At 36.1% G+C, this 26,886-nt stretch carries 12 protein-coding genes and 1 pseudogene; 11 read left to right on the top strand and 2 right to left on the bottom strand.

What is annotated here, in order from left to right; all coding sequences use genetic code 11:
* Nucleotides 1-55 precede the first annotated feature (55 nt).
* The gene (locus ACUTSE_RS10140; RefSeq protein ID WP_445640142.1) at nucleotides 56-10,393 is read left to right on the top strand and encodes a beta strand repeat-containing protein; all 10,338 of its coding nucleotides are present in this window, start codon (nucleotides 56-58) and stop codon (nucleotides 10,391-10,393) included.
* Nucleotides 10,394-10,526: 133 nt separating this feature from the next.
* On the top strand, nucleotides 10,527-12,086 hold the full coding sequence (locus tag ACUTSE_RS10135) for a hypothetical protein (protein ID WP_445640141.1): 1,560 nt from the start codon (nucleotides 10,527-10,529) through the stop codon (nucleotides 12,084-12,086).
* Nucleotides 12,087-12,141: 55 nt separating this feature from the next.
* Here the strand turns inward: ACUTSE_RS10135 and ACUTSE_RS10130 are convergent, their stop codons facing one another.
* Both ACUTSE_RS10130 and ACUTSE_RS10125 read right to left on the bottom strand, forming a co-directional pair.
* On the bottom strand, nucleotides 12,142-13,074 hold the full coding sequence (locus tag ACUTSE_RS10130) for a DsbA family protein (RefSeq protein ID WP_445640140.1): 933 nt from the start codon (nucleotides 13,072-13,074) through the stop codon (nucleotides 12,142-12,144).
* 379 nt (nucleotides 13,075-13,453) lie between these two features.
* The gene (locus ACUTSE_RS10125) at nucleotides 13,454-15,604 is read right to left on the bottom strand and encodes a TonB-dependent receptor (protein WP_445640139.1); all 2,151 of its coding nucleotides are present in this window, start codon (nucleotides 15,602-15,604) and stop codon (nucleotides 13,454-13,456) included.
* Nucleotides 15,605-15,877: 273 nt separating this feature from the next.
* Here ACUTSE_RS10125 and ACUTSE_RS10120 point away from each other — a divergent pair, with 273 nt between their 5' ends.
* The 9 genes and pseudogenes from ACUTSE_RS10120 to ACUTSE_RS10080 all read left to right on the top strand — a co-directional run.
* The gene (locus ACUTSE_RS10120; RefSeq protein WP_445640239.1) at nucleotides 15,878-16,330 is read left to right on the top strand and encodes a MarR family winged helix-turn-helix transcriptional regulator; all 453 of its coding nucleotides are present in this window, start codon (nucleotides 15,878-15,880) and stop codon (nucleotides 16,328-16,330) included.
* A 5-nt stretch (nucleotides 16,331-16,335) separates the two neighbouring features.
* Complete coding sequence (locus ACUTSE_RS10115; protein WP_445640138.1) at nucleotides 16,336-16,968, top strand: nitroreductase family protein; 633 nt, start codon at nucleotides 16,336-16,338, stop codon at nucleotides 16,966-16,968.
* 713 nt (nucleotides 16,969-17,681) lie between these two features.
* On the top strand, nucleotides 17,682-18,275 hold the full coding sequence (locus tag ACUTSE_RS10110; protein ID WP_445640137.1) for a hypothetical protein: 594 nt from the start codon (nucleotides 17,682-17,684) through the stop codon (nucleotides 18,273-18,275).
* A gap of 21 nt (nucleotides 18,276-18,296) precedes the next feature.
* Nucleotides 18,297-19,856: a hypothetical protein gene (locus ACUTSE_RS10105; protein ID WP_445640136.1), complete on the top strand. Its 1,560-nt coding sequence runs from the start codon at nucleotides 18,297-18,299 to the stop codon at nucleotides 19,854-19,856.
* Nucleotides 19,857-19,866: 10 nt separating this feature from the next.
* Complete coding sequence (locus ACUTSE_RS10100) at nucleotides 19,867-20,616, top strand: hypothetical protein (protein WP_445640135.1); 750 nt, start codon at nucleotides 19,867-19,869, stop codon at nucleotides 20,614-20,616.
* A 26-nt stretch (nucleotides 20,617-20,642) separates the two neighbouring features.
* On the top strand, nucleotides 20,643-21,395 hold the full coding sequence (locus ACUTSE_RS10095; RefSeq protein WP_445640134.1) for a hypothetical protein: 753 nt from the start codon (nucleotides 20,643-20,645) through the stop codon (nucleotides 21,393-21,395).
* 1,127 nt (nucleotides 21,396-22,522) lie between these two features.
* Nucleotides 22,523-22,714, top strand: a complete 192-nt coding sequence (locus ACUTSE_RS10090) for a hypothetical protein (protein WP_445640133.1) — start codon at nucleotides 22,523-22,525, stop codon at nucleotides 22,712-22,714.
* 35 nt (nucleotides 22,715-22,749) lie between these two features.
* A complete protein-coding gene (locus ACUTSE_RS10085) occupies nucleotides 22,750-25,785 on the top strand; it encodes a hypothetical protein (RefSeq protein ID WP_445640132.1) in 3,036 nt (1,011 codons plus the stop codon).
* A 382-nt stretch (nucleotides 25,786-26,167) separates the two neighbouring features.
* Nucleotides 26,168-26,886 (top strand): annotated as a pseudogene (locus ACUTSE_RS10080) (gliding motility-associated C-terminal domain-containing protein); the annotation flags it as partial.

Below are 26,886 nucleotides of genomic sequence, written 5' to 3'. Positions count from 1 at the left end.
TCATGTTTTGTGTTTTTTATTTAAAATTAAACATAATCGAAATAAATAGTTGTTTATGAAAAAAAATGTACTTTCAGTCGCATTACTTATGATGTCTGGCTTCGCATTTGCCCAAGTGGGTATTGGAACTGCAAATCCAAATCCAGCGGCTTTATTAGATGTAGAAGCAAACGCAGGTAGTTTTAAAGGAGTTTTAATTCCTAGAATTCCTTTAGTATCAGCTACGAATAGTTCAAATATTAACGGGGGAAAAACACCAAATAGTCTCTTGGTATTCAATACTACAGAGAGTAATGAACTAAAACCAGGGTACTACTTCTGGTTCGATAAACAATGGGTTCGTTTAATTTCTTCAACGGATGATTTCTTAGAAGATTTAGCAGCCAATGAAGAATTAGCGGTTAACATACAGGAGCAAACCTTGTTTTTACGCGATTCTAAAAATCACACCGTTTCGGTTCCTTTAGCGGATGTTAATCTCGTAACGACACTTGAATCGAATGGTCAAGGAAAATATACCTATACCTCAGAAGATAATACTCAAACAGTCATTGATGTTACCGCTGATGTAATTAATAATATTAATGTAATCATCAATCAAGAAGAGGTCATTAATGAAATTGTTCAATCGATTACTCAAAATGCAAAAGCACTATCAGGTGATAGTATCATCGAAGTAGTTGGCGGAGAGCGAGCAGTGTTTACAGCAACTTCGTTAAGTATTAAACCTTCGAGTATTACCACGGCTAAAATTGCACCAGGCGGAAACAAACAACTGTTAGTAACGGATGAAAACGGAGTTGTAAAATGGGTAGATGTTTCGGATGAAGTGATTCAAGAAGCGTTTGAGTTTAACGAAAAAGTAACTTTGTTAGTGGATGGTGGCGATGGAACTTTTACGTATTACAACGAAAAAGGGATCGATGCCGATGGAAATGCTATTCCAGGGCAAGGCGTGAAGTTTGATGCGAATACCCTTCGCATTGATAAAACAGCGGATAATACGTATGCCTTTTACGATAAGTCCAACGCAACGACTCCTATTGCAGTGATTGACGTTGCAGGAAGTGTGATTGAAAACATCACAGAAATCTTAAACGATACAACGGTACAAAACGATATTTACCATTCCGTAGCGGCGCAAGGAAAAGCAGCGACTGCAGCGGATGGTTCTATTACAGTAACCAATGGAGATCAAGCGGTATTGAATGCGATGCAACTTTCGGTTGCCAATGCAGGAATTACCACGGCTAAAATTGCTCCGGGTGGAAATAAACAATTACTGATTACGGATGAAAACGGAGCTGTAAAATGGGTAGATGCTTCAGATGAAGTGATCCAAGAAGCGTTTGAATTCAATGAAAAAGTAACTTTGTTAGTGGATGGTGGCGATGGAACTTTTACGTACTACAACGAAAAAGGGATCGATGCCGATGGAAATGCCATTCCAGGACAAGGCGTGAAGTTTGATGCGAATACCCTTCGCATTGACAAAACAGCGGATAATACGTATGCTTTTTACGATAAGTCGAATGCTACGACTCCTATTGCAGTGATTGACGTTGCGGGAAGTGTGATTGAAAACATCACGGAAATCTTAAATGATACAACCGTACAAAACGATATTTACCATTCCGTAGCGGCGCAAGGAAAAGCTGCTACCGCTGCGGATGGCTCTATTACAGTAACCAATGGAGATCAAGCGGTATTGAATGCGATGCAACTTTCGGTTGCTAATGCAGGAATTACAACAGCTAAAATTGCTCCAGGTGGAAATAAACAACTGTTAGTTACGGATGAAAATGGTGCTGTAAAATGGGTAGATGTTTCAGATGAAGTGATTCAGGAAGCATTTGAATTCAATGAAAAAGTAACCTTATTAGTTGATGGTGGCGATGGAACTTTTACGTACTATAACGAAAAAGGAATCGATGCCGATGGAAATGCCATTCCAGGACAAGGCGTGAAATTTGATGCAAATACCTTGCAAATACGCGAAAGAACAGGTGTTCGTGAAAAGGGCATCTACGATTTTTACGATGGAGTAACAACAGCGGACAACCCATTGATGACCATCAGCACAAGAGCGAGTTCGATTGTTTTTGAAAATAATTCAGAAAACATCCCTGGAGATAATCTACAAGAAATTTTAGATACAATCATTCAGAAGATTGAAGTTGCCCAAGGCAGACCTTCAGATTTGAGAGGGAATGGTATCTTAGTGAATGGAGAAGCACAAGAGAGCAATGCGGTGTTGAAAGACATTACCTTATCGATTGCTGACAATGCCATTACAGAAGGTAAAATTGACGACGAAGCGATTAGTTCGTATAAATTAAAAACAGGAGCAGTTTCGCCAATTAAAATTGCGCCTGGTGATCATAAACAAGTGTTGATTACAGATGAAAATGGAGCTGTAAAATGGGTAGGTGCTTCGGATGAAATTATCAAAGAATTGGTAGAACACCACGAAGCATTAACTTTACTTGTGGATGAAGGAAATGGAACCTTTACCTATTACAATGAAAAGGGAATTGACGAAGATGGAGCTGTAATTCCAGGTATGGGAATGACGTTTGATGCTAACACCCTTCGCATTGAAAAAACAGCAGATAATTCGTATGCTTTTTACGATAAATCTGATGCAACAACCCCACTTGCTGTGATTGACGTTGCAGGAAGTGTGATTGAAAATATTACAGAAATCTTAAACGATACAACGGTACAAAACGATATTTACCATTCCGTAGCGGCACAAGGAAAAGCAGCGACTGCAGCAGATGGCTCGATTACGATAACCAACGGAGATCAAGCGGTATTGAATGCCATGCAGCTTTCAGTTGCTAATGCAGGAATTACAACAGCTAAAATTGCTCCAGGTGGAAACAAACAGTTATTAGTGACGGATGAAAACGGTACGGTAAAATGGGTAGATGCTTCAGATGAAGTGATCCAAGAAGCATTTGAATTCAACGAAAAAGTAACCTTATTAGTTGACGGTGGCGATGGAACTTTTACGTATTATAACGAAAAGGGAATTGATACTGATGGAAATGCTATTCCAGGGCAAGGCGTGAAATTTGACGCGAATACGCTTCGTATCGATAAAACAGCAGACAATACGTACGCCTTTTACGATAAGTCGAATGCAACAACTCCTATAGCAGTGATTGACGTTGCGGGAAGTGTGATTGAAAACATCACAGAAATCTTAAATGATACAACGGTACAAAACGATATTTACCATTCCGTAGCTGCACAAGGAAAAGCGGTAACTTCACCAAATGCTTCCATTGCAATTGGAGGAGCTGGAGATACGGCTGTATTGAATGCGATGGAATTAACTATTGCCAATGAAGGAGTGACGACTGAAACAATTAAAAATCAAGCGGTTACTACAGCTAAAATCAAACCAGGTTCAACGGGACAGTTTTTAGTAACGGGAGCTGATGGAACAGCACAGTGGATTAGCGCAACAGATGAACCAATCAAAGAAATCTTATCACTCAATCAAGCAGTAACTGAATTGATTGATAATCAAAATGGGACATTTACATATTTCAATGAGGATGACTATGATGCCAATGGAGATAAGAAACCAGGAGCATTGGGAACTACGTTCAATGCGAATACGCTTCGCGTAGAACAAAAAATGGATCCCGTGACGAATTTAGGTTCGGGAGTCTATGAATTTTATGACTTATCAAGTGATACACCAATTGCAACGATTGATGTAACAACGAATATCGTAGAGAATATCACGGAAATCTTAAACCAAGAAGAAGTGCAGAATCAAATTTTTGCTTCTGTAGCGGCTAAAGGGAAAAAGATACAAAGTACAGATGCTTCTATTGCTATTACCAATGGAAATAAAGCAGCGCTTCAAAATGTGACAATCAACATCCAACAAGATGGAGTAAAAGAAGGTCACATCCAGGATGGAGCAGTAACGGTAGCTAAAATTAATGCTACAGGAGTTGCACAAAATGCTATTTTAACTGCAGATGGATTGGGCAATGCATCTTTTGAAAGTATTGCTGATGCAGTAAAACCTGCGGCTCAAGGTGATTTAAAAGGAGAAGCTGGCGTAATTACCATTGCTGGTGGAGGTGAAAATGTGTTGTTTGGTGGTACGGATAAAGAAGTAACCGTAGGAATCAACGAAAGAGGAATCGCAGGAAAACACATTGGTATCAAAGCGGTAAAAGGCGAAAATATAGCGGATCAAACCATTACAGCAACTAAGCTAGCGGCGGACACAACAGACGCAGGTAAAGTAGCGACTGTAAATGCGGATGGATCGGTAAGTTATTTACCATTAACTTCTGCTGTTATTACAGATAAAGGAAATATTACCACAGATGGGGTAATCTTAGTAAATGATGGGGTAGGAAAAGTATTAAGCGATGTAACGTTCAGTATTGGAGAGCAAAGTATTCAAGCTGATCGATTAGATGCTACAGGAGCAGAAACTGGGGCAGTAGCAACAGTAAATGCGGATGGTACAGTGAGTTATAAACCATTAGAAGCCAATGCAATTGCCGAGAAAGGAAATATTACCACAGATGGTATTGTAGCAGTTGACAATGGAACGGGTAAAGTATTAGCCGATGTTAACTTGAGTATTACTAATCAATCGATTACAGCAACTCAATTGGCGGATGGTACAATTACCAATCAACAAATTGCAGCGAATACGATCACGGTAGATAAAATATCAGCAGGGAATGAACCACCAAAACGCGTGATGGTTATTGATGATCAAGGCGTAGTGAAATGGGGAGAGTTAGATGATATTGTAACAGATGCAGCAGGTAATTTAACTACAGATAATATTATTGAGTTAAAAGAAGGGGATGGAGTTAATTCTCTATTTAACGATGTGAAGTTAGGCATTAAGGATGGTAGTATTACCAACCAACAACTCGCCGATAAAACTATTGAAATTAGTAAGCTAAGTAATGCGGGATCTCAACCAGGCATGGTGATGGTAACCGATGCAAATGGCGGTTTCCACTATGTGGATAGAGAGAGCATTGTACAAGCAGGTGCAGATTTACAATTGGGCGATGAGCTAGAATTTTTAGATGGAAATGGAGTTTCTGCTGTATTGGCAGAAACCAAAATAGGAATTACAGACGGTGGAATTACAGAAGCAAAATTAGCGGATGGATCCGTTACTACAGCTAAGATCTCTGCGCTTGGTGCAGCCGAAAATGCAGTGTTAACAGCAGATGGTCAAGGGAATGTAACCTATAGAAAAATTAATGAAACTGCTTTTGAAGGAACAGAAGCAGATTTGAAATCGGATGGATCATTAACAATTCCAGCGGATAATAAAGCCGTATTAAAAGACTTAACTATTGGTATTGCAGCAGGAGGAGTTGATAATACGCATTTAGCCAATAAAGCAGTAACAACAGCTAAAATTGACGCTCAAACAGCAGCAAGTGGAGCAGTATTAACGTCGGATGGAGCAGGAAATGCAGTATTTAAAACATTGGGTGATGTAGCAGAAACACAAGGACATGCCGTGGCTTCTTCAGATCAATCATTGGCTATGACTGCTGGAAACAAAGCGGCATTACAAGCGTTGGATATCAAAGTAGCAGCAGGCGGAATTAAAAACGCACATCTTGCAGATGGAGCTGTAACGGAAGATAAAATTAGCACAACTAAAGGTGCTGGATTAGTTTTAACCTCAACAATAGAAGGAGGAGCTCAATTCCAACCGCTTGGAGAAGTGATTGGAAATGGGGGGAAAGCTATTATTGGAGCACCTGCTATTGATGTTACTGGTGGGGATCACGCAGCGTTAGCAGATGTAACCCTTGATGTGAAAAATGGAGGAATTACAGAGGAAAAACTGGCACAAAATTCAGTTTCAGCAGATAAAATCCAAGCGCAAGCTGTAAGTGCAGCTAAAATGATTGGGGATGGTGCTTTAAAATTATTAGGTACAGATCGTTCTGGAGCAGTAACGTGGTTAGATGCAGAAAGTGATATCTTACAAATAATCACTAGTTTAAATGAAACTACTACTATTGTAAGAGACAATGGAGACGGAACGTTTACTTATTTTAACGAAGCCGATATCGATCAAAATGGTGCGGTTAAACCAGATGCAACAGGAGTAAAATTCGACGCGAATACGTTAAAAATCGCACAAGATACTACAGGGGTATTCGTATTTACAGATAAAGCAAGTAATACACCTTTAGCAACTATTGATGTACGTGCGAAATCTATTGTATTTGAAGATAATTCCTCTCATCAGTATACCAATATTGAAGAAGCAATTAATCAAATCAACCAAAAAGTGGAAGTGCTTGAGCAACTTGAAATCGAGAAAGCAACTTTATCAGGAAATGGCATTTTAATTAATGGAAATACAAGTGTGGCGGATGCTGTATTTACACCTGTAACATTGACTATCGCCAATGAAGGAGTAACGACAGCTAAGATCAAAGGTGGTAATGCAAAGCAACTTTTAGTTACCAATGAGCAAGGAAAAGCAGAATGGGTAGATGCAACAGACTCCATTATTGAAGAAATTATTAGCACACAAGAAAAAGTAACAGTCTTACAAAATAACAACAATGGTACGTTTACTTATTTCAATGAAAATGATGTAAATGCAGCAGGAGAGGTAATTGGCGATGGTGTAACATTTGATGCAAATACGTTGCGTATTGAGGAAGACGAATCAGGTGTATTTACATTTTATAACAAAGCCTCGAATACTCCAATTGGAACAATTGACGTAGCAGGTACCGTAATCGAAAATATCACGGAAATCTTAAATGAGTCAACCGTTCAAAACGATATTTATACCACAGTAGCAGCGCAAGGAAAATTAGTACAAGGTGATGCAGCGATTCAGGTTACAGGAGGTGAAAAAGCAGCCTTAACGGAAATGACTTTATCGTTGAAAAACCAAGGAGTTACTGGGGAAAAGATTAAAAACCAAGCGATTACTGCGGATAAATTATATGCAGGAGAGAACAAAGAAAATCACGTACCTGTAGCACAAGCGGATGGATCTGTGATTTATCAACCGATGGCAGCCGTAGTTAGTGGACAAGCCTTGACATTAGATAGCTCTTTAGCAGCAACTGGTGATACATCAAAAGCTGTTTTACAACCGTTTAGCTTAAAGGTAAAAGAAGATGGAATCGGTACGAATCACATTCAAAACAAGTCTGTTACTGCAGCTAAGATTAATGCGACTGATATAGAAAGAGGTGCTGTGTTAACCGCTGATGGTTCTGGAAATGCAGCGTTTACAACGACAGATCAAGTTGTTGCTCCAGCAATGCAAGGAGACTTAGTAGGATCAGAGGGAATTATTGTTGAAGGGGGAGAAAACGTTTTATTTGGTACAGAAGAAACGAGTGTAGTTGTAAAAATCAATGACGGAGGAGTACTCGGAAGACATATTGCTCCAGAAACCATTAAAAATGGCAATATTGCCAATCAAACGATCCAAGCAGCGAAATTAACTGCCGGAACGGGAGGTGACAATAGAGTAGCGGTTGCCAATGCAGCAGGAGAAGTGGTATATCAAGCATTATCTTCAGCAGTTCTTACTGAGAAGGGAAATATTACCACAGATGAGGTTGTAACCGTAGATAATGGAGTAGGTAAAGTGTTAGGCGATGTTCATTTCGGAATCAAAGACAATTCAATCAAAGCAGGGAAACTACACGGTGGTAATGCACAAGCAGGATCAGTTGCGACTGTCGGATCTAATGGAGTTACAGTAACTTTTGAACCGTTAAAAGCGAGTCAATTGACAAGTAAAGGTACCATTTCAACGGATGGAGTGGTAACCGTAAATAATGGAGTGGATAAAGTCCTGGCAGACCTTAAATTGGGAATCAAAGACCAAGGAATTACCGCTACTCAATTAAAAGATGGCGCAGTAACCAACGCTAAAATTGCAGATCAAGTGATAACGGCTGATAAACTTTCTTCGGAAGGGATAACGGCACAAAGTGTCCTACTAAGTGGAGAAAATGGTGAAGTTACTTGGGGTGAGTTAGGAGAAATCGTTGATTTAACAGCGGGTAATTTAACGACAGATACTATCATTCAAATGTCTACTAATGGAGAAAAAACGTTGTTGAAAGATATTCATTTGAGTGTAGCGAATAACAGTATCACAAAAGATAAATTAAGTAGTGCAAGTCAAGCGCGTGATTTTATCTTAGTTACTGACGGACAAGGTGGATTCGATTATGTATTGAAAGAAGCTGTTCAGGCAGGAGGAGAAGATTTAAGCTTAGGTAGTGCTTTAGTATTTACAGATGATACAGATGGTTTAAATGCGGTATTAGCACCAACAAAAATTGACCTTGCAGATGGTGGGGTACAAGGAGTAAAACTGGCTGCTGGTGCAGTAACAGTTGATAAAATAGCTGCGGGATCAGCAGCAGCTAATACGGTGTTAACTGCTACAGGAACTAATGGTACAGTAGAATTTAAAGCCTTGAGTAATACAGCTTTTGAAGGAGAAGGAAAAGATCTTACTGCAGATCATTCAATTACAGTAACGGCTAATAACAAAGCTTTATTAGCAGAAACAACCATTGCGGTTGCTGAAGGTGGAATTGAAACAAAACACATCAAAGATCAAGCAATTACGACACAAAAAATAACGTCAGTTGTAGGAGACCATAACGCAACTAGTGGTACGGTATTAACAGCAGATGGTGCTGGAAATGTAAAGTTCCAATCGTTTGAAGCTGTGGCGACTACGCAAGGGAAGCCGATTACTTCGGATACTTCCTTGACGATTGCAACAAACAATGCTGCGTTACAAAACGTAAACATTAAAGTAGCAGAAGGTGGAATTAAAACGGCACATATCGCTGCGAGAAATGTAACAGAAGATAAAATTGCATCCTCAGAAAAAGCAAGAGGTCTTGTATTGACCACGGATGGACAAGGTGGTGCAGCTTTTGAAAGCTTAGAATCTGTAGTGGGATCAAGTGGTAAAGCACTACAGTCTGGAACTGGTATTTCTATAACAGGAGCTGGTGCAAATCAAGCGTTGTTAAAAGATGCAAAAGTATCGATTGCTGATGGTGGAGTAGGGACAGGACAATTAGGAGCTAATGTAGTTACAACAGCCAAAATGAGTTCTAAAACAGGGAATACCTCAGCTACCGCAGGACATGTATTAACAGCAGATGGCAATGGTAATGTAAGTTTTGCAGCTCCTGCAGGAGTATCTAGAGGAGAATTGAAAGGATCAACTTCTATTGATGTTGCCAATGGGCAAGGAGCAGTTTTACACAATGCAACGCTTAGTCTTAAAAATAATGGAGTTAAAACAGGGCATATTGAAAACGATGCTATAACATCGGTTAAGATTATGGATGATGCTATTACCAATGAAAAAATTTCTGAAGGTGCAGTAACTGAACGAAAAATTGGAGGTAATGCAGTAACCGAATCAAAAATTGCAGGTGGTGCTGTAGTAGAAGCAAAACTTGCTAATGAAGCGGTAGCGACAAGTAAAATCAAAGATGCAGCAGTAACCAAAGCGAAAATTAGTGCAGCTGGAGAAACAGTTGGTCATGTATTGACGGTTGAAGCCAATGGAAAAGTAGCCTTTAAAGCTCCAACAGGACAGGATGTAACCAAAGGTAATTTAACGGGAAGCCCTATTATCAAAGTTTCTGAAGGTACAGATGCTGTATTGAAAAACGTAGCATTGGATGTGAATGAACACAGTATTGAAGGAAGACACATCAAATATGCGACAATTGGAAGCGATGAATTAGCAGGCGGAGCAGTAGGAACAGAGGAATTACAAAATGATGCTGTAACAGAGGAAAAACTAGCAGATCAAGCAGTTACTTCTGATAAAATAGCGGTGAAAGCAGTGGGAACAGATGAATTAGCAGATGATGCAGTGACTTTTGACAAATTAGCGCGTAATTCGGTTGGTTTTCAAGTTATCCAAGATTATAGTGTAACCCCTTCCAAAATAGCTACAGAAGAACTAGAAGAAGAGTATGCAGAAGAAGGATTAGTCCTAACATCAAAAGGAGATGGTTCAGCTGAATTTAGACGTCCATCAGGTGGAGGTGCAGGGTTCTTTTATGCGCCGTCTTTTGTGGTAGAAATTGAGCCAGGTGCAGAAGGATTGAAAGATGTATATGAAATTTATTATGAGCAATTTAGCAATGCTATTGGTTCTAGAACTGGTGCAAGATTGAATATATACGATCGCGAAGAGTTAGATTTCTTTATCGTGTACTATGATGATGAGGTATTCGAAGAGGTGGATATTGATGAGGATGGAGATTTGACTTATAAAACGAAGAGAAATCCAAATGTGACTGCTAAAACTTATTTTAATGTAGTGATGCAGTTGAAATAAGCGAAGAGGTAACAAAGTAACTTGTCTTACGAGAGACAAGTTACTTCTCAATGTGAATTGACGTGATGCTTTCTGTAAAAAAGAATTTGATACAGCAAGAACACCCTTTTTTATTGCAAATAAAAGAAAGAAAATGAGAAACAAGATACTACTACTATTCATTGGTTTATGTGCAAATCTACTATGGGGGCAAACGAAGGATCGACCTTTTCCCTATCGTGTAGTATTGACAGAGACTTATGCACCAGATGAAATAGAAGAACATATTGGTGAAAATGCTCCTACAGGAAGTAGCCGTTATACAGAATACGGGCTTGTCTTGACTGAAGATCAAGACGAGTTTGCTTTTAGTGGATTTTATTTGAAGGATATTGAATTTCCATCGAATCACGGAATTATTGTAGAATTTAAATATGCAATGTATGATGGGAAAAAATATTTTGGAACGTATGGAGATGGGATGAGTATGTTTTTATTCGATGGAGATAAAGACTTTGAAATTGGAGCCGCAGGGGCTGGGTTAGGTTATGCATACAATAATGGAGATGATACAGCGGGATTAAATGGGGCTTATTTAGGGATTGGACTGGATGTTTTTGGAGGATTTAGAGAACGCGCTGTATCCTCTGGTGAAAAAAGGGAAGGAATCGACGGATTGACATATAAGTATGATGATCATATTACGTTGCGTGGTGGACAATTTAAAAATGATCGCTATAAAGGATATCCTGTTTTGGGTACAGAACAAGTGGCTTATGGTAATGAAGGCTATCCTGGTGTGGCAAGAGCAATATTAGATTATGATACTGGTGATTATGAGACAAGTACGTATAGTAATCCTGGGGGAATGAGTGATTTAAGAACATTGAAATACGATGGTTGGGCTCCTTATTACAATACAGTAACTGCTACTTTAATTCCTGTGAATAATGGAGAGGATGGAATGCTAGTTAGTGTCAAAGTCAAACAAGATAAGTTTTATGGATATAAGAACCCTTTTACTGATTTTTACTATCCAAATTCTTTTAAAACGAGAGATCAAAACGGAAATGTTTATACGTTTCAAACCAAGGTTCCAGATGTCTTTAAGGTTGGTTTCGCTGCGAGTACAGGCGGGGCAACACAAACCCAAATGATCAAGGAAGTAATCGTGGATTTGCCTTATGCGCCAATTACGGTAGATCGTGAAGTTGTAGTTTGTTCCACTCCTGCAACTGATTTTGAAAATTATGTTGTGATAGAAAAACTTCTTTCTAATTCTACTTTTTATCAAGGAACTATCGATGATCCAGATTCTAGAGAAGGGCAGTATAATGCAGATTTAAGTACACTGCGTTTTGAAGATGAAGATGGTTTTGATATCACTACTTCAAAGCGACAGGATGGTCTTCTTATGATACTTGAGTATGAAGAACCAGGGGTTGGCTTGTGGGAAATGTATTACCGTCATGATAGTACTTTTAGACCCGATGTAACCTTTTATTTCACTCCAGAACGAAATGATTTAGAAGATGGAGAGTATAGTGTGTACTATTCTGTAAAAGCGAAAGAAGATGGAAGTGGTGGACCGTTTGCAGAAGATATATACCGAAGTAGACCAACTAAAGTTACTGCGATAATGAAATCGTGTTCAACTACTGTTAATCCTAATTTACCCATTAAAGTAAAAATGGAAGAAGAAGAAGAAGATTAATACTATAAAAAAAGCTCCAAATTTTGGAGCTTTTTTTATATAACGTAAGTCGTTTTTATTTTTTTAATGCCCATATCGAGCCATTCTTGGTTGTCGCCTGTACTAAGATACCGTCTGTTGCGAGTTGAGTTAAATGTTGTTCACTTTCTACTCTTGGCATTCCTGACAATTCAGCAAATTCTTTGGCTGTGAGTGTTGGATATACACCAAATAAATATTCCCAAGTCTTGGCATAATGTAATTTTTGTACTTGTGGATTCAGGGTTAAGAGGGCTGTTTCATAAAAAGGATACGGTTTTGTACCATATACTAATTCCCTTGTTTCAGCACATTCAAAAAACAGGGTTGGAAATCCGCGTACTCCATAGGTTCGCGCTAGTTGCAAATCCTCTTCAAATAGGGCTCTTGCTTTTCCTTCATAGTCTGCTTTGAGTTGGATAGGATCTAAGCCTACTTGCTTTGCCGCGGCTTCTAGGTGCTCCCATTTGGCAATGTTTTTCTTTTCTAAGAAGACCATTTCCCGAACGACGCGTAAAAAGGCAATGGCTTTGTTTTCGTTCTTGTTTTTGTCTTGAATTTGTGCGGCTTTAAAAGCAATAGACGAAGGATAGGAAGAACTCAGCGGATCTTCTAGCCATACATCTCCATCAATTGGCATATCATAGTGCAGACTGACCTCATCCCAATGCTGTGCAACATCGGCGGGTTTGCTGATTCCACCACTATTGTAGTTCCAATCGGGGAGGAGCCCGCCCATGCGGTATTCGATCTCAATAGCTGGCCCATATTCCAATTTCAATTTGCGCAGTTGAGGTTCAATCCCCCAACAAGAAGAACAAATCGGGTCGGTAAAATACACTACTTTAATTTTTTCGCCTTGTATAGATGCGTTTTTTATGGTTTGTTGTTCTGTTTGTGTGGTGGAGGTTTCACACATACCCGTTTCGATATCACACAAAAGTGGGTTGTTTGTTTTATTGTCATTCATAATTTTAGTATTTGTTTGTTTTAGTCACTATAAGCAATAATAGAGAAAGCGAAAAGGAGTAAATTTTACTTGTTGTTTTAATTTCCTATAGCGAGCTGCAATTTGTTGATTGTTGTCTGTTGTCCAGCATTAATTTACTTCCAATTGATACCTAAACAGTAGTCAAAATCGATAAGTACTCCTTTCTATATGCTGTATTTGACAGTTATTACACAAAGATAAGATAACTTAAGTGGTTGAAGAACATAGGTTTCTAATTGGAAACTACTTACTTGTTGGTAAGTGGTAGCTTTGGTAGTGCATTATTTGCTTTTGCAAGTGATCGCGTTGAAATGAAAGTAAAAGAGGAGAACCTTTTGGGAACTCCTCTTTTTTAGAATTAATAGGTAAAAGTAAGTGATACGGTATAGTATCTACCATTTCCTCTGGCATACTCTGCATCTCTGGCGGTTAACATAGAAGCACTAGTGTAATAGGTTTTATTCAACAGGTTCTCAATACCAAGTGATAGTTGTATGTTTTTGTTATATTGATAAGCTGTGTGAAAGTTGAACAAATCAATAGCAGCCACTCTACCTTCCCCTTCTTTGTAGGTGAGTACTCCTTCTTTGTTGGGCATAGGCGTAAAGCAATCCCGTTTAGCCGTATGAGTATAGTATAAATTAAATACAAAGTTTTGAATAGGCGTTATAGAAGTAAATAAGCTAAGTTTTGGTGCTGCAATAGACAAACCACTCATATACGTATCGTAGCTTGAGCTGTTGTCTAATTTCAATTTTCCTTCATAGCTTGAAAAACTACCTCCTACAGTCGCCCAGTTTACTGGTTTTCCATCAAAACTTAGTTCAATTCCTTGAATGCGTTGTGGACTTCGAACTACTTTCCAGAAACCACCTTCTCCTGCTTGTAAATCACTTCCTAGTTTAGCAGTTGACAAAAAATAAGCGGCTTTAAAGTTCCAATTATTTCCGATTTTACTTGTAAAACCTACTTCGTAGTTATTCGTTACTACAGGATCGGTTGCGATTTTGGAGACAACATCGTCATTTGCATCCCTTAAAATACGTCCAAGATCGTAGATCGACATCCCTTGAGAAAAGGAAATATAGGGATTAAATTCGCGTGTAACAGTGTAAAGAAGGGCTGCATTAAACGAAATATTGTCGTAGTTTAAGGTTCCTCCTTTAACCGCTATGCCTTGCTGATTTTGTTTTGGTGGTATCGTTTTGTAATCGGGTACTTTTACCTGTATATGATCATAGCGAATCCCTGCTTTGAACATTAGATTGTTGTAAAATGTGGTGCGCGTTTGTAGATACAGTGCACTATTATATGCTTTTAACTCAGGAACCCATAATCGACCGTCTACCAAGGGTTGACTTGTTTTATCTACTAAGTAATCTCCACCTGCGATATAGCTTGTTTTAATATCCTCCGTAAAATTTATTTTTGATAAGATACTGAGCCTTGCGCCTAATTTTTCTGCTTTAATCGTAGCTTGCCCTCCTGTTTCTTCCCATCTAGGAGATTTGGGGTTATGTGGTCTATAATCAAAGAGTGTATAGAGTTTTTGTCCAAATAGAGCGGCTTCTACATCAGTGTTGGTCCATATTTCTTTACTTGTGTAAGTAAGATAAGCATTGTGGTTGTATTTTGTTCCTTCATTTTTTGCAGCAGGGTCTTTCTTTCCAATGGTGCCTATTTGGGGAGTGTGTAAATATTTTCCTCCAGTACCTATCAAGTCTGTATCTTGAAGTGCATTATAGAAGTTGTACATGAGTTCAATTCGGTTATTGGCGTTGAGGTTATAACCGATTTTAGTTAACAAATTCTGTGTGGTGACTTCCCCTAAACCATATCGAGGAGAAATGTATTGCCCTTCACCATCTACTGATCTTCCTGATTTGATTATACCAGCGTGGATTAAATAGTCAACGTCGCCGATCGTTCCGCTAAATTGTTGGTTTAGTTTATAGCCATTTGTGTTCTTACCTTTGGAGATAAAGGCATCCGTTAAAGCAAGAGAGGTACTCCCACTAAAGACTTTACCCTGAACTCCTTTCTTGGTGATAAAGTTGACTATACCACCAGCGCCTCCACTTCCATATAAGGAAGTAGCACCTTCGATAACCTCGATACGCGAGAGAGCATATGGACTAATTGTGCGTAAATCTCTATCCGTATTGCGCAAAGGAGTACTCTGAGGAATACCATCGATGAGTACGAGTATTTGCCTTCCTCTTAAGGTTTGACTTCTATTGCTGGTCGTGTTAGAACTCAATCCAATAGAAGGAATGGCTAAGCCTAGTATCACAGACATGTCTGAATTAAATTGAGCGTAGCTTTCAATCTCTTTTTGGGTGATAACAATTACGGAACTAGCGCTATTTCGATTGATTTCGGGAAGACGAGTAGTCGATACAATAACCTCTTCTAACTGGGTATCTTCTTGTTGTTCTGATGTGATGATTTCTTGTGATAACGAAGAATAGGAAATAATTGATGCGAGGAGTAAAATGTAATACTTCATGTTCATAGGTCTTATTTTGATAAAATTTTCAGTCGCAAAAATAAATAAATAGCTATTTATTTGGAATGATTCTATTTAGTTTTTTAAAAAAAAATAATAAATAAAAACAAATAATTTTACCGTTTTTTATAGTAAAAAAACAATTAATTTATATGTTATAAATAAATATAGCAATATGATGTGGCGTAAATGATGAACTGAATGAAAAAGGAGAATCCTTTGCTCTTAAAATATTGTTTAAAATTATATTGTGCACAATATAATAACGTATCTTTGCTTTATATTTTAAGTCAGATTCTAATGATTGATTCCTTATCACTTGAAAACCAGGTTTGTTTTCCTATTTATGCTTTAGCAAGAGAGATTGTCCATCACTATCGTCCTTTTTTGGATGATTTGGGAATTACCTATCCGCAATATTTGGTCTTACTGGTTTTGTGGAAAGAACGCGAACAAACGGTGGGACAGCTTGGAGATAAAGTGTTTTTGGATAGTGGAACACTCACGCCTCTCTTGAAGCGCATGGAGCAAAAGGGAATGGTAGAAAGAAAGCGAAACCCTCAAGATGAGCGTGTAGTAAACATATCGTTAACGGAAAAAGGACTTGCTTTAGAAGAGCAGGCAAAGGATATTCCGCAGAAACTTATGGAGTCCATGCAAGTTTCGGAAGAAGAGGTTTTAGAACTGAAAAATAGTGTAATGAAAATTTTAAATAAACAAAAATAAGAGCCATGTCATTGATAGAAAATTTGAAATGGAGACATGCTGTAAAAGCGTATGACTCTACAAAAAAAGTAAGTGAAGAACAAGTAGATAAAATTATAGAAGCAGCTCGGTTGGCACCAACTTCTTCAGGGCTTCAGCCTTTTAAATTACTGGTGGTACGCGATCAAGCGATCAAAGAAAAATTAGCAGAAGGAGCATTAAATCCCGATTGTATGCGCGATTGTTCTCACGTGTTAATTTTTGCTGCTTGGGATCAATACACCGAAGATCGAATTGATACGGTATATGATTTTACGACAGATCAACGCAATCTACCACGAGGGAGATTTAGCAGTTATACAGATAAATTAAAACAGATGTATCTGAATCAACCTAGTGAAGCCAACTTTGCTCACGCAGCTCGTCAGACGTATATTGCTTTAGGACTTGCATTAGCTCAAGCGGCTGAGTTAAGAGTAGATTCTACGCCAGCGGAAGGATTTAGCAATGAAGTAGTTGATCGTGTTTTAGGATTGAAAGAACTAGGTTTAAAAAGTGTGTCTTTGATGTATATAGGATATGCCGATTCGGCGAATGATTGGATTGCACCTATGAAAAAAGTAAGGATTCCTAAAGAAGAATTTGTCTTGGAATTTTAAAAATATAAAACCCAACTTCATCAAGTTGGGTTTTCTTTTGCCTTAGTGATTTTGATTCAACTTCTTTCTTGTCATTTACTTTCATTGGATCAATTCAAGATGCTATTGGCATCTATTTTTACCCATTTTGGAATACTTTATATTGAACCCTTTTTTACATTCGTTAGTCTAAACCTTGTTACTTTCAGTTAATTCGAATATTTACATTCGAATTGGAGTTTTACTAGCGTTTATTCGTCTGTCAAATAGCAGTTCCAACTTTGTTAATTGTTTGTTAAATAGACCGTAAACATGGACTTTGGATTTGTTTTTAACTCTTGATTTGAGAGATGTCTTTATTTGTTAATTAATGTTAATTATAGTTAAATTTTGTTTAATAATTATTAGAAGTTTACAAAAGGTCATGGGTTCGTGGAATCACGTATTGAGATTTTTATAAGCTGTTTTATTTGCTGTATGTATTTTATTTTAAATGAAAAATAAGGAATCTTATAAAAAGAGAATTGCTTTGTTATTTATTTAATTTGAAATTGTTTTGACCTTTTGATACTTAGTATTTTATTGATTGAATTGGAAGGTTTTAAAAGCTAACTTTGTACTTTTTAATAACTATTTCATAGATGTTATGGTTAATTTTTGAGAATTAAATAATTTGATAAAAGAAAAATAAGATTAGTTGTAGTGCAATTAATTAGCAAATGTTATAAAAATAAATGAAAAGAAAAGTACAAAAATTACTGTTTAGTTTAGCCTTGGCCTTTTGTGTGCAATTTGGTGACAGTTATGCACAAGAAAGAGATTTAAGCGTTGTATTTACGCCTGTTAAATCTACCATGCTTACCAAAGAGTTGTTGCAAGAGCAAGAACAATTGGAATTGGAGAAGATTAAAGATTTAGATGAGGCAGCACTAGAAGAGTTGTATCAAGACTTACCTGATCGACCTTTAGATGGTATGCAAAGTAGAACGATGACGTATGAAACGCAAAAAGCGTGTAGAGGAGTTGAGAGAGAGTATAAAATAGATCTTCGATTTGTCTCACAAGATGCGACAAAATCGTATTGGGATTTTGGTGATGGTAAACCAAAAAAAATGGTTCCAATATCTCCTTTTGCGGGAACACTAGAAACGACTTATTCATATACAACGCCAGGAGTATATTTGATTCAAATTGAATTTTTCGATAGCTCATATCGACCTACTAGAGACAATGTGAAAAAAATAAATGTAATCGTAGAGGTTTGTAATCCACCACGGGCTCCTCAATTACCAGTGAATCCTAATATTCACAAATTCGTTGTAGAATAAAAATAAATAGCAAGAAAAAGAATGAAAAAGATACAATTTTACTGTAGTATAGTATTCACTATATTGAGCTTAAGTGCGTATGCACAAAAAGAAGCGAGTAACTGGTTTTATGGTTCGGGACAGGGAATCACCTGGAATCGAACACAGACTATGAATCTAACACCTAATGATAATCCGAATATTAGTGTTTCAGTGAGTGGAATTCCCACTAAATACGATTCTCGTACAGAAATATATCCGATGAGTACAAGAGAAGGATGCTTTGCGCTGTCTGATACCAACGGAAAATTGATGTTTTATTCTGATGGTGTGACGATTTACAGTGCGAATCACCATGTGTTGGAAAACGGAGAAGGCTTAGAAGGGCATCGAAGTTCTGCTCAGTCAGGAATTATTATTCCTTACCCTGGTAATAGAAATAAATATGTAGCAGTTTCTATTGGAATAGCTGGAGAACGAGTGCCAAAATTTGCATACAATATTCTGGATTCACAAGCGAATAATGGTTTAGGAAGACTAGAATTACCCAAAAACCGTCAATTTACGCTTCCTCAAGGTGTGAGAAAAGAATATATTGTGGAATCGCTAGCGGCTACCAAACATGCAAATGGAGTGGATTACTGGATTATAGTTATATCAAGAAGTGGTTTAAATCCAAAAATGATTTCTTGGTTGCTAACGAAAGATGGAATATCTCAATCACCTGTTGTTTCTCCTATTACAGGGCTAACAATGAAGAGTGATGAAAGAACTTATGGGTACTTGAAAATTTCTCCTGATGGAAAGCATTTTGCATTGGCAATGCATGAAGCATCTAATCTGCTTTGGGGAGAATTTGACAATAGTACGGGGCAATTTTCCAATATGAAAGACTATGTAGGTATAACTAATCGTTTTATACTTTGTTATGGGGCAGAATTTTCTCCAGATGGAAATTACTTTTATTTAAGTGCGGGAAGACAAACGGGAACCTTAGTTTACGTGTTTGAATTTAAGGAGTTGCTTCGTGGCAATACTGCATTTTTAAAAACGTATGATACTCCTGCGTTTACAAGAAACTACACTCCATCAGCACTTCAATTAGGTCCCGATTTTCGTTTGTATTTGACCATGTCTGAACCTGCACTAAGTGGAGATGCAACATCCGTTTTGTATATGTTTGATAAACCTGATGAACCTTTGAGTACTAATGTGTATGCACTATATAATCTATCACCTGGTACAGGTTCTGGAAATGATGGAGGATCTGGTACTCGAATGGGGCTTCCTACTTTTGCCTCTTCTTTTTTTGTACGTGTAGAAGGTACTTCAACAATTTGTGTGGGTGAAGAAGCTGTGTATAAAATTACGTCCAATGCACAGCGATTGGAGATTGATTTTGATGAAGGAGATGGTCCTCAGATTATTAACAATACATCAGAGGTAAAACATGTATTTAAAAAACCCGGAAATTACTTAATCAGACTCCGTCCATTAAACAGTCAAGGAGTTCCAATACAAGATGAAATAAAAACAGTATATACCACGGTGTATAGTTGTTATTTGCCTGTGAATCACAATTTAAGCAATTCAGAATATTAAACTATTGATTATGAGACAAAAAGATATGATTAGAGGGGTGTTTTTTAGCCTATTATCTCTAATGTCGTTTACATTCGCTCATGGGCAGGTTGTTATAGGCTCTAATCTGACGAATGAAAGAGCTGCTATTTTAGATATTAAAAGCCAAGAAGCCAATGCGGCAAACGAAACTTCATCTCAAGGAGGGGTATTGTTACCGCGTATCGCTTTGGTTAATCCTTATACCTTAGAACCTTTCGTCAGTACAAGTGATGTTGAATGGACAGATCGTGTAAAGAAAGAAGCTTTGTTAAAAGAGCATATCGGGTTAGAAGTGTACAATGTTACCAATAATACGGAGCTAAAATCAGGAGCTTATGTTTGGAACGGAACACTGTGGGAACGTTTGTTTAAGAAAGTAGAACCGCTAGTACCTAATCGAATTGTGTTTCCCTTGCCTGCATTTAATTTACCATTGATTAATAAGAACAATATTGATATTAAGCGATTTACTGTTAATCTATATCAAGTATATTTAAATAATAGACACGCTAATAACTTCATTACTAACATGCCAAATAAAGGAGAATTTGTTGTAAATAATTCTTATAAAAATGATGAATTGGATTATGTAGTAACGCATTATGACAAAGAAATTATTACAATTCACAGTATTAGCAATACAGGTATAATGGATTATACTGTACATAATATTAACCCAGATAGTTCTCATTTCCTTACTATTTATTTGGTTGTACATCAAGGAAAAGAAAAAAAATAAGCAAAAAATAAAAGAAAATTATGATTATGAAATTAACTAGAAAAACATATTGGATTCTTGTTCTTTTATTGGGGGTTGGTATCTCCACATCTGTCAAAGCACAAGTAACTATTGGTTCAGAAGGACAACCTAATCGAGCTGCACTCTTAGATATTAGTGATCGCTTAACGCCTGGTACGAATAATGAGACATCAACAACAGGAGGATTGTTATTACCCCGTGTTTTATTGGTAAATAAAGCAACATTAGAGCCTTTTATTCCTACAACAGATACTGATTGGATTAGTTCAACGAGCAGTAAGATTAAGGAAAAACACATCGGATTACAAGTGTATAACTTAAGTACAGCCAATGGATTTACAAAAGGTATGTTCATCTGGAATGGAACAGAATGGGAGAAACAAGATATCCTTGAAAATAATGACGCGCAACAAAATGTCAATTATTTTTTCTACTTACCTTCTTTTAATATTGATATACAGGCAAATACACAGAAAGTTGTTGATTTGTATGCGGAGTATGAAAGACAGTTTACGCGAAGATTAAATCCTAACTTTATTTCTAATTCAAATTTTACAATGGATGTATTGCCTATGGCTGGAACCGATCGATTGTATCAACGCAATGAATTAGATTATGTTATTACTGATTTTGATGAAACGATAATTAATGCGAATACGATTTCTATTACAAATGATGGAAGATTAACGTTTGATGTACTGCGTACTGATACGTCAAAGAAGTCGTATTTTAATATCTTGTTTATTATTAAGCGATAAATAAAAAAAGGAGCTTTTTTCTTTCCTTTAAGATTTGCTGCCATATAATCAACAGAGAATCCCTAATTTACAAATACAACATATTAACAGTAGTAAGCTTTTGTTTGCTACTGTTTTTTTATGCGTAAGAAATTCGATGTTTTAGATAATAAAGAAGGAAGTCATATGTAATTGGATCCTAGATTCTATCTTGATGGGTTCATGTGATATTAATTATTTTATTATAAACATAGGAAGAAACTATTGATTGTGAAGGTATATTGTACAAGTCCAGCTCTTCTTTGTCTTATTGTCCATTTATAGCGATTTTATTTGTAGTTATGGTATTCTACAGAACGTTATGTTTTTTTTCGTGTGAATTAGGTTAAAAAAATCCGCAATTGGCAGTTAAATTGATTTTAAAAGATTGATATCGTCAATTTTTATATGGATACAGATTATATGAAAGCAATTTTATGTGTTAGTTTTTTTGTATTTCCTTAATTTTTTATAGAAATAAAGGAATATATTTTTTTGTTCAAAATCTACTTTTACCTAGATAAGAATGACAATAAACTAGATAAATCGAGGGAGTCTATATAAAGTTAAATCACCTTATTGGTTATTTGTGCTACTGAACAAAAAGATTAGTAGATAAGGTTATTTAATAAAATATACTACCTAAAGTAGTGGATGAATTAGCAATGTTCATCGCTAATAGCACACTCTTTTTTAAGTAAAGATATCATACAATAATTTGTATCTAAGCATCAACCTGACGATTATTTAATAAAAAAGTGGGTGATTCTCATATAAGGAGAGAAAAAGAGGGTGAGAATAATTTATTTTTTTGGTTCGAAAAAAAGTTTGCATTTCGTGATTATTTAAAATTTAAAGAAAAATTTATTTGTCAATATTCTAGCTGTAAGAATTTTTGAAATCACTTCATGACTATATGCGAATTATTGTATTTTTTTTCATTTGAATTAAAATGTTTTTTTTTGATGATTATTATGTTTGTATTTTTATTTAATTATAATTTTTAGTGAATTATTTGTAATAATTATGTTGTATTATTAAAAATGACATAATCATTATATTTTTGTAAAGAAAAATTTTAAGAGTTATATAATTCAAAAAAATTGAATATGATAAGAAGATTAATCCCTCTGTTAACACTTGTTTTAAGTGGATCAGCTATGGCTCAAATTGGTATTGGAACTGAAAAAGCAGCAAACTCTGCACAATTAGATATTGTTTCTACTGATAAAGGTGTTCTTTTGCCACGTATCGAATTAAAAGGTACAGATGATAGAACTACAATCGTTGGAATATTGTAGAAAGTTTACTAGTTTACCATACTGGAACTAGTACAATGGTGGCAGGTTTTTATTACTGGAAATCAGATGCATGGACTCCATTGCTTTCAGGCCATACTTATATAGATAGAAAGAATAATTCATTTACTATTGGAGGGAACCCAAATAAGAATGGTGAAGAATCATTAATTATTACAGATACAGAAAATCACAACGTGTATTTATCTGTTACAGAAATAGCTAATAATAAAACTTTTGTTGAGACTATTGCAGTCAACCAGGATTTTATTACCAAACTAGGAGATAACGTAGACTTTATCAACCACATTACAGAGAACAACGAATTCATCAAAAATATCATTGAAGAGTTAAAAGGCACTTATGGAAATGTTGGATACGACACTGTCAACCACAATTTCTTCTACTACGATGGGGATGATGAAGTTGTAATTGAATGGGATGATTTAGGAAATACAAAAATTAAATCGTTTGTAGTTACAGCTGATTTCTTAACAATTACTGATACGGACGATAATGTATTCGAAGTAGCGATTAGTGATCTAGGAAAAATCATTGCGAACAATGATGTTTTTGTAACGGAATTAACGCAGAACAGTGAGTTCATTACCAAACTAGGAGATAACGTAGACTTTATCAACCACATTACAGAGAACAACGAATTCATCAAAAATATCATTGAAGAGTTAAAAGGTACTTATGGAAATGTTGGATATGACACTGTCAACCATAATTTCTTCTACTACGATGGGGATGATGAAGTTGTAATTGAATGGGATAATTTAGGAAATACAAAAATCAAATCGTTTGTAGTTACAGCTGATTTCTTAACAATTACTGATACAGACGATAATGTATTCGAAGTAGCGATTAATGATCTAGGAAAAATCATTGCGAACAATGATGTTTTCGTAACGGAATTAACGCAGAACAGTGAGTTTATTACCAAACTAGGAGATAACGTAGACTTTATCAACCACATTACAGAGAACAACGAATTCATCAAAAATATAATTGAAGAGTTAAAAGGTACTTATGGAAATGTTGGATACGACACTGTCAACCACAATTTCTTCTACTACGATGGGGATGATGAAGTTGTAATTGAATGGGATAATTTAGGAAATACAAAAATCAAATCGTTTGTAGTTACAGCTGATTTCTTAACAATTACTGATACGGACGATAATGTATTCGAAGTAGCGATTAGTGATCTAGGAAAAATCATTGCGAATAATGATGTTTTCGTAACGGAATTAACGCAGAACAGTGAGTTCATTACCAAACTAGGAGATAACGTAGACTTTATCAACCAGATTACAGAGAACAACGAATTCATCAAAAATATCATTGAAGAGTTAAAAGGTACTTATGGAAATGTTGGATATGACACTGTCAACCACAATTTCTTCTACTACGATGGGGATGATGAAGTTGTAATTGAATGGGATAATTTAGGAAATACCAAAATCAAATCGTTTGTAGTTACAGCTGATTTCTTAACAATTACTGATACGGACGATAATGTATTCGAAGTAGCGATTAGTGATCTAGGAAAAATCATTGCGAACAATGATGTTTTCGTAACGGAATTAACGCAGAACAGTGAGTTCATTACCAAGTTAGGAGATAACGTAGACTTTATCAACCAGATTACAGAGAACAACGAATTCATCAAAAATATCATTGAAGAGTTAAAAGGTACTTATGGAAATGTTGGATATGACACTGTTAACCACAATTTCTTCTACTACGATGGGGATGATAAAGTTGTAATTGAATGGGATGATTTAGGAAATACAAAAATTGCAACTTTTGAAATCGATGAAGTAAAGGATGTATTAATTATTACCGATACAGAAGGTGCTAGTTTTTCAGTAGCAATTAGTGACTTAGGAAAAATCATTGCGAACAATGATGTTTTCGTAACGGAATTAACGCAGAACAGTGAGTTCATTACCAAACTAGGAGATAACATAGACTTTATCAACCAGATTACAGAGAACAACGAATTCATCAAAAATATCATTGAAGAGTTAAAAGGTACTTATGGAAATGTTGGATACGACACTGTTAACCACAATTTCTTCTACTACGATGGGGATGATGAAGTTGTAATTGAATGGGATAATTTAGGAAATACCAAAATTGCAACTTTTGAAATCGATGAAGTAAATGATGTATTAATTATTACCGATACAGAAGGTGCTAGTTTTCCAGTAGCAATTAGTGATTTAGGAAAAATCATTGCGAACAATGATGTTTTCGTAACGGAATTAACGCAGAACAGTGAATTCATTACCAAGTTGGGAGACAACAATGAATTTAAAGAGATGATTCAAGATAATTCAATTGTAGCAAGTTTAACATTAAATAATGCGGCACCTGGAGAAGCAAAAGCAGGTTTTGTATTCAACAATGGAAAAGATGCCACTAACGTTGAATTTACTGAAACATTAACGACTCTAAAATATGAACGTCGAGTTGCTCAAGAAAATGGAGAGGCTGTAAGTAAAGACTTTTTGATTTATACAGCAGAAGATGAAAAAGAACAAGTAATTGATATTGCAACTTTAGTCGATTCGAATGAAACGCTAACGAGCTTATTGAATAAAGTAGAAGCAGGAGTTAATGTTCCAGCTGTTTATATCTATACAGATGAAAACAAAAGAGCTTGGGAAATTAATATTCCTGAGGAGTTAAAACAAAGTTCAGTATTTACAGATTACATCGATAGTTTTATTGCGAATATACCTAGTACTGTTGTAAATTATTCAACTACAGAGACAATTAAACCTGAAAAATGGTTGGGTACTGATAAGGAAATTGCACAACGTGTGTTTGATATTCAACTGAATGAAAAAACAAATGAGATTGAAGTTCCTGGAGATTTTTCATCAGTAATCTTACAAGCGCGTTTGATTAATAAAACTACAAATTCTATTACAGAAGGAGTAATTAAGAAAACGGTAGAGAATGGATCTACTCGAATTATTCTTGGTATAGCTGGGACATTGAGTGTACAACATCCAGTTGGAGAGTACTATTTGATTTTAGAATATGTGAAAAAATAATAAAAGACTACACTGACTGATGTATAAGTTAGTACAAAGTAAATGCATTAGTTACTTTCTTTTGGCGACTGTTCTGTTTTCTATTGTTAAATAGGATACAGAACAGCCAGGAGAAAAATATTGACATGAAGTAAACATGCAGATTTCGATGAGAATAGAGAACAAAAATATATAGTATTAAGGCGAGTGAAGTCGAAAGTCTGTACTACAGCATTACATTTTAATTTAAGAAGAGGATTTTAAATGCTTAATTATCTAAGAGTATTTAAAAAAATGTGCCGTATGGTTTATTTTTTATGCTATTGACTCTAGTACAACGTATTAGTTATTCTAGTCAGAGTAAATCCACCAAAAAAAAATGACAAAGAAAAAAATATATACAATGTTACTACTTGGATATAGTAGTATTGTATGCTATGCTCAAGAAAAAGAAAATAAAATTACAAATCAAGGGCTTTTCTCCGTGTCTTCAGGAGATTTGATTTCTTTTGGAGGAACTTTTGAAAATCAAAAATCAGGAAATGTCACCAATGATGGAACAGTGATTTACTTTCAGCATTTCATTAATGATGGAGGGTATGGGATTACTAAAAATAAAAAGACTTCGAAGACTATTTTTACTGTTGATGGAGAGGCTAATGCAGTCAAGCGATTAACAGGAAATGGTATTTCTTCTTTTTACAATGTAATTTTTGATAATCCGGTGGAGCATGTTGCTTTTGATTTGAAACAAAATATTGATATCTACGGATCTGCTGATTTTCAAGAGGGGGTTATCAAGGTAGATTCAGCATTTAATCCTGTAACAGAAGTGTCGTATGGAATGATTACTTTCCAGAATGGATCAACAGTATTAAATGTACGAGACGAAGCTCATGTAGAGGGAATGATTGAAAAGATAGGAAATGAAATATTTACTTATCCAAGTGGAAGTCAAGGGAAATACCGTTATGCGCGTATTTCAGCTCCAAGGAGAATGAATGATGTTTTTGTTGGCCAATACGTGTATAATGATGCTGCCTTTTTCAAGGCTCGTACCAATACAGTAGGGGTTATTAATGCAATCAATGACCAAGAATATTGGGTTATCGACAAAGGGAA

Source organism: Myroides sp. TSA_177.3, assembly GCF_052691955.1.
This window is presented reverse-complemented; position numbering and strand designations above follow the sequence as displayed.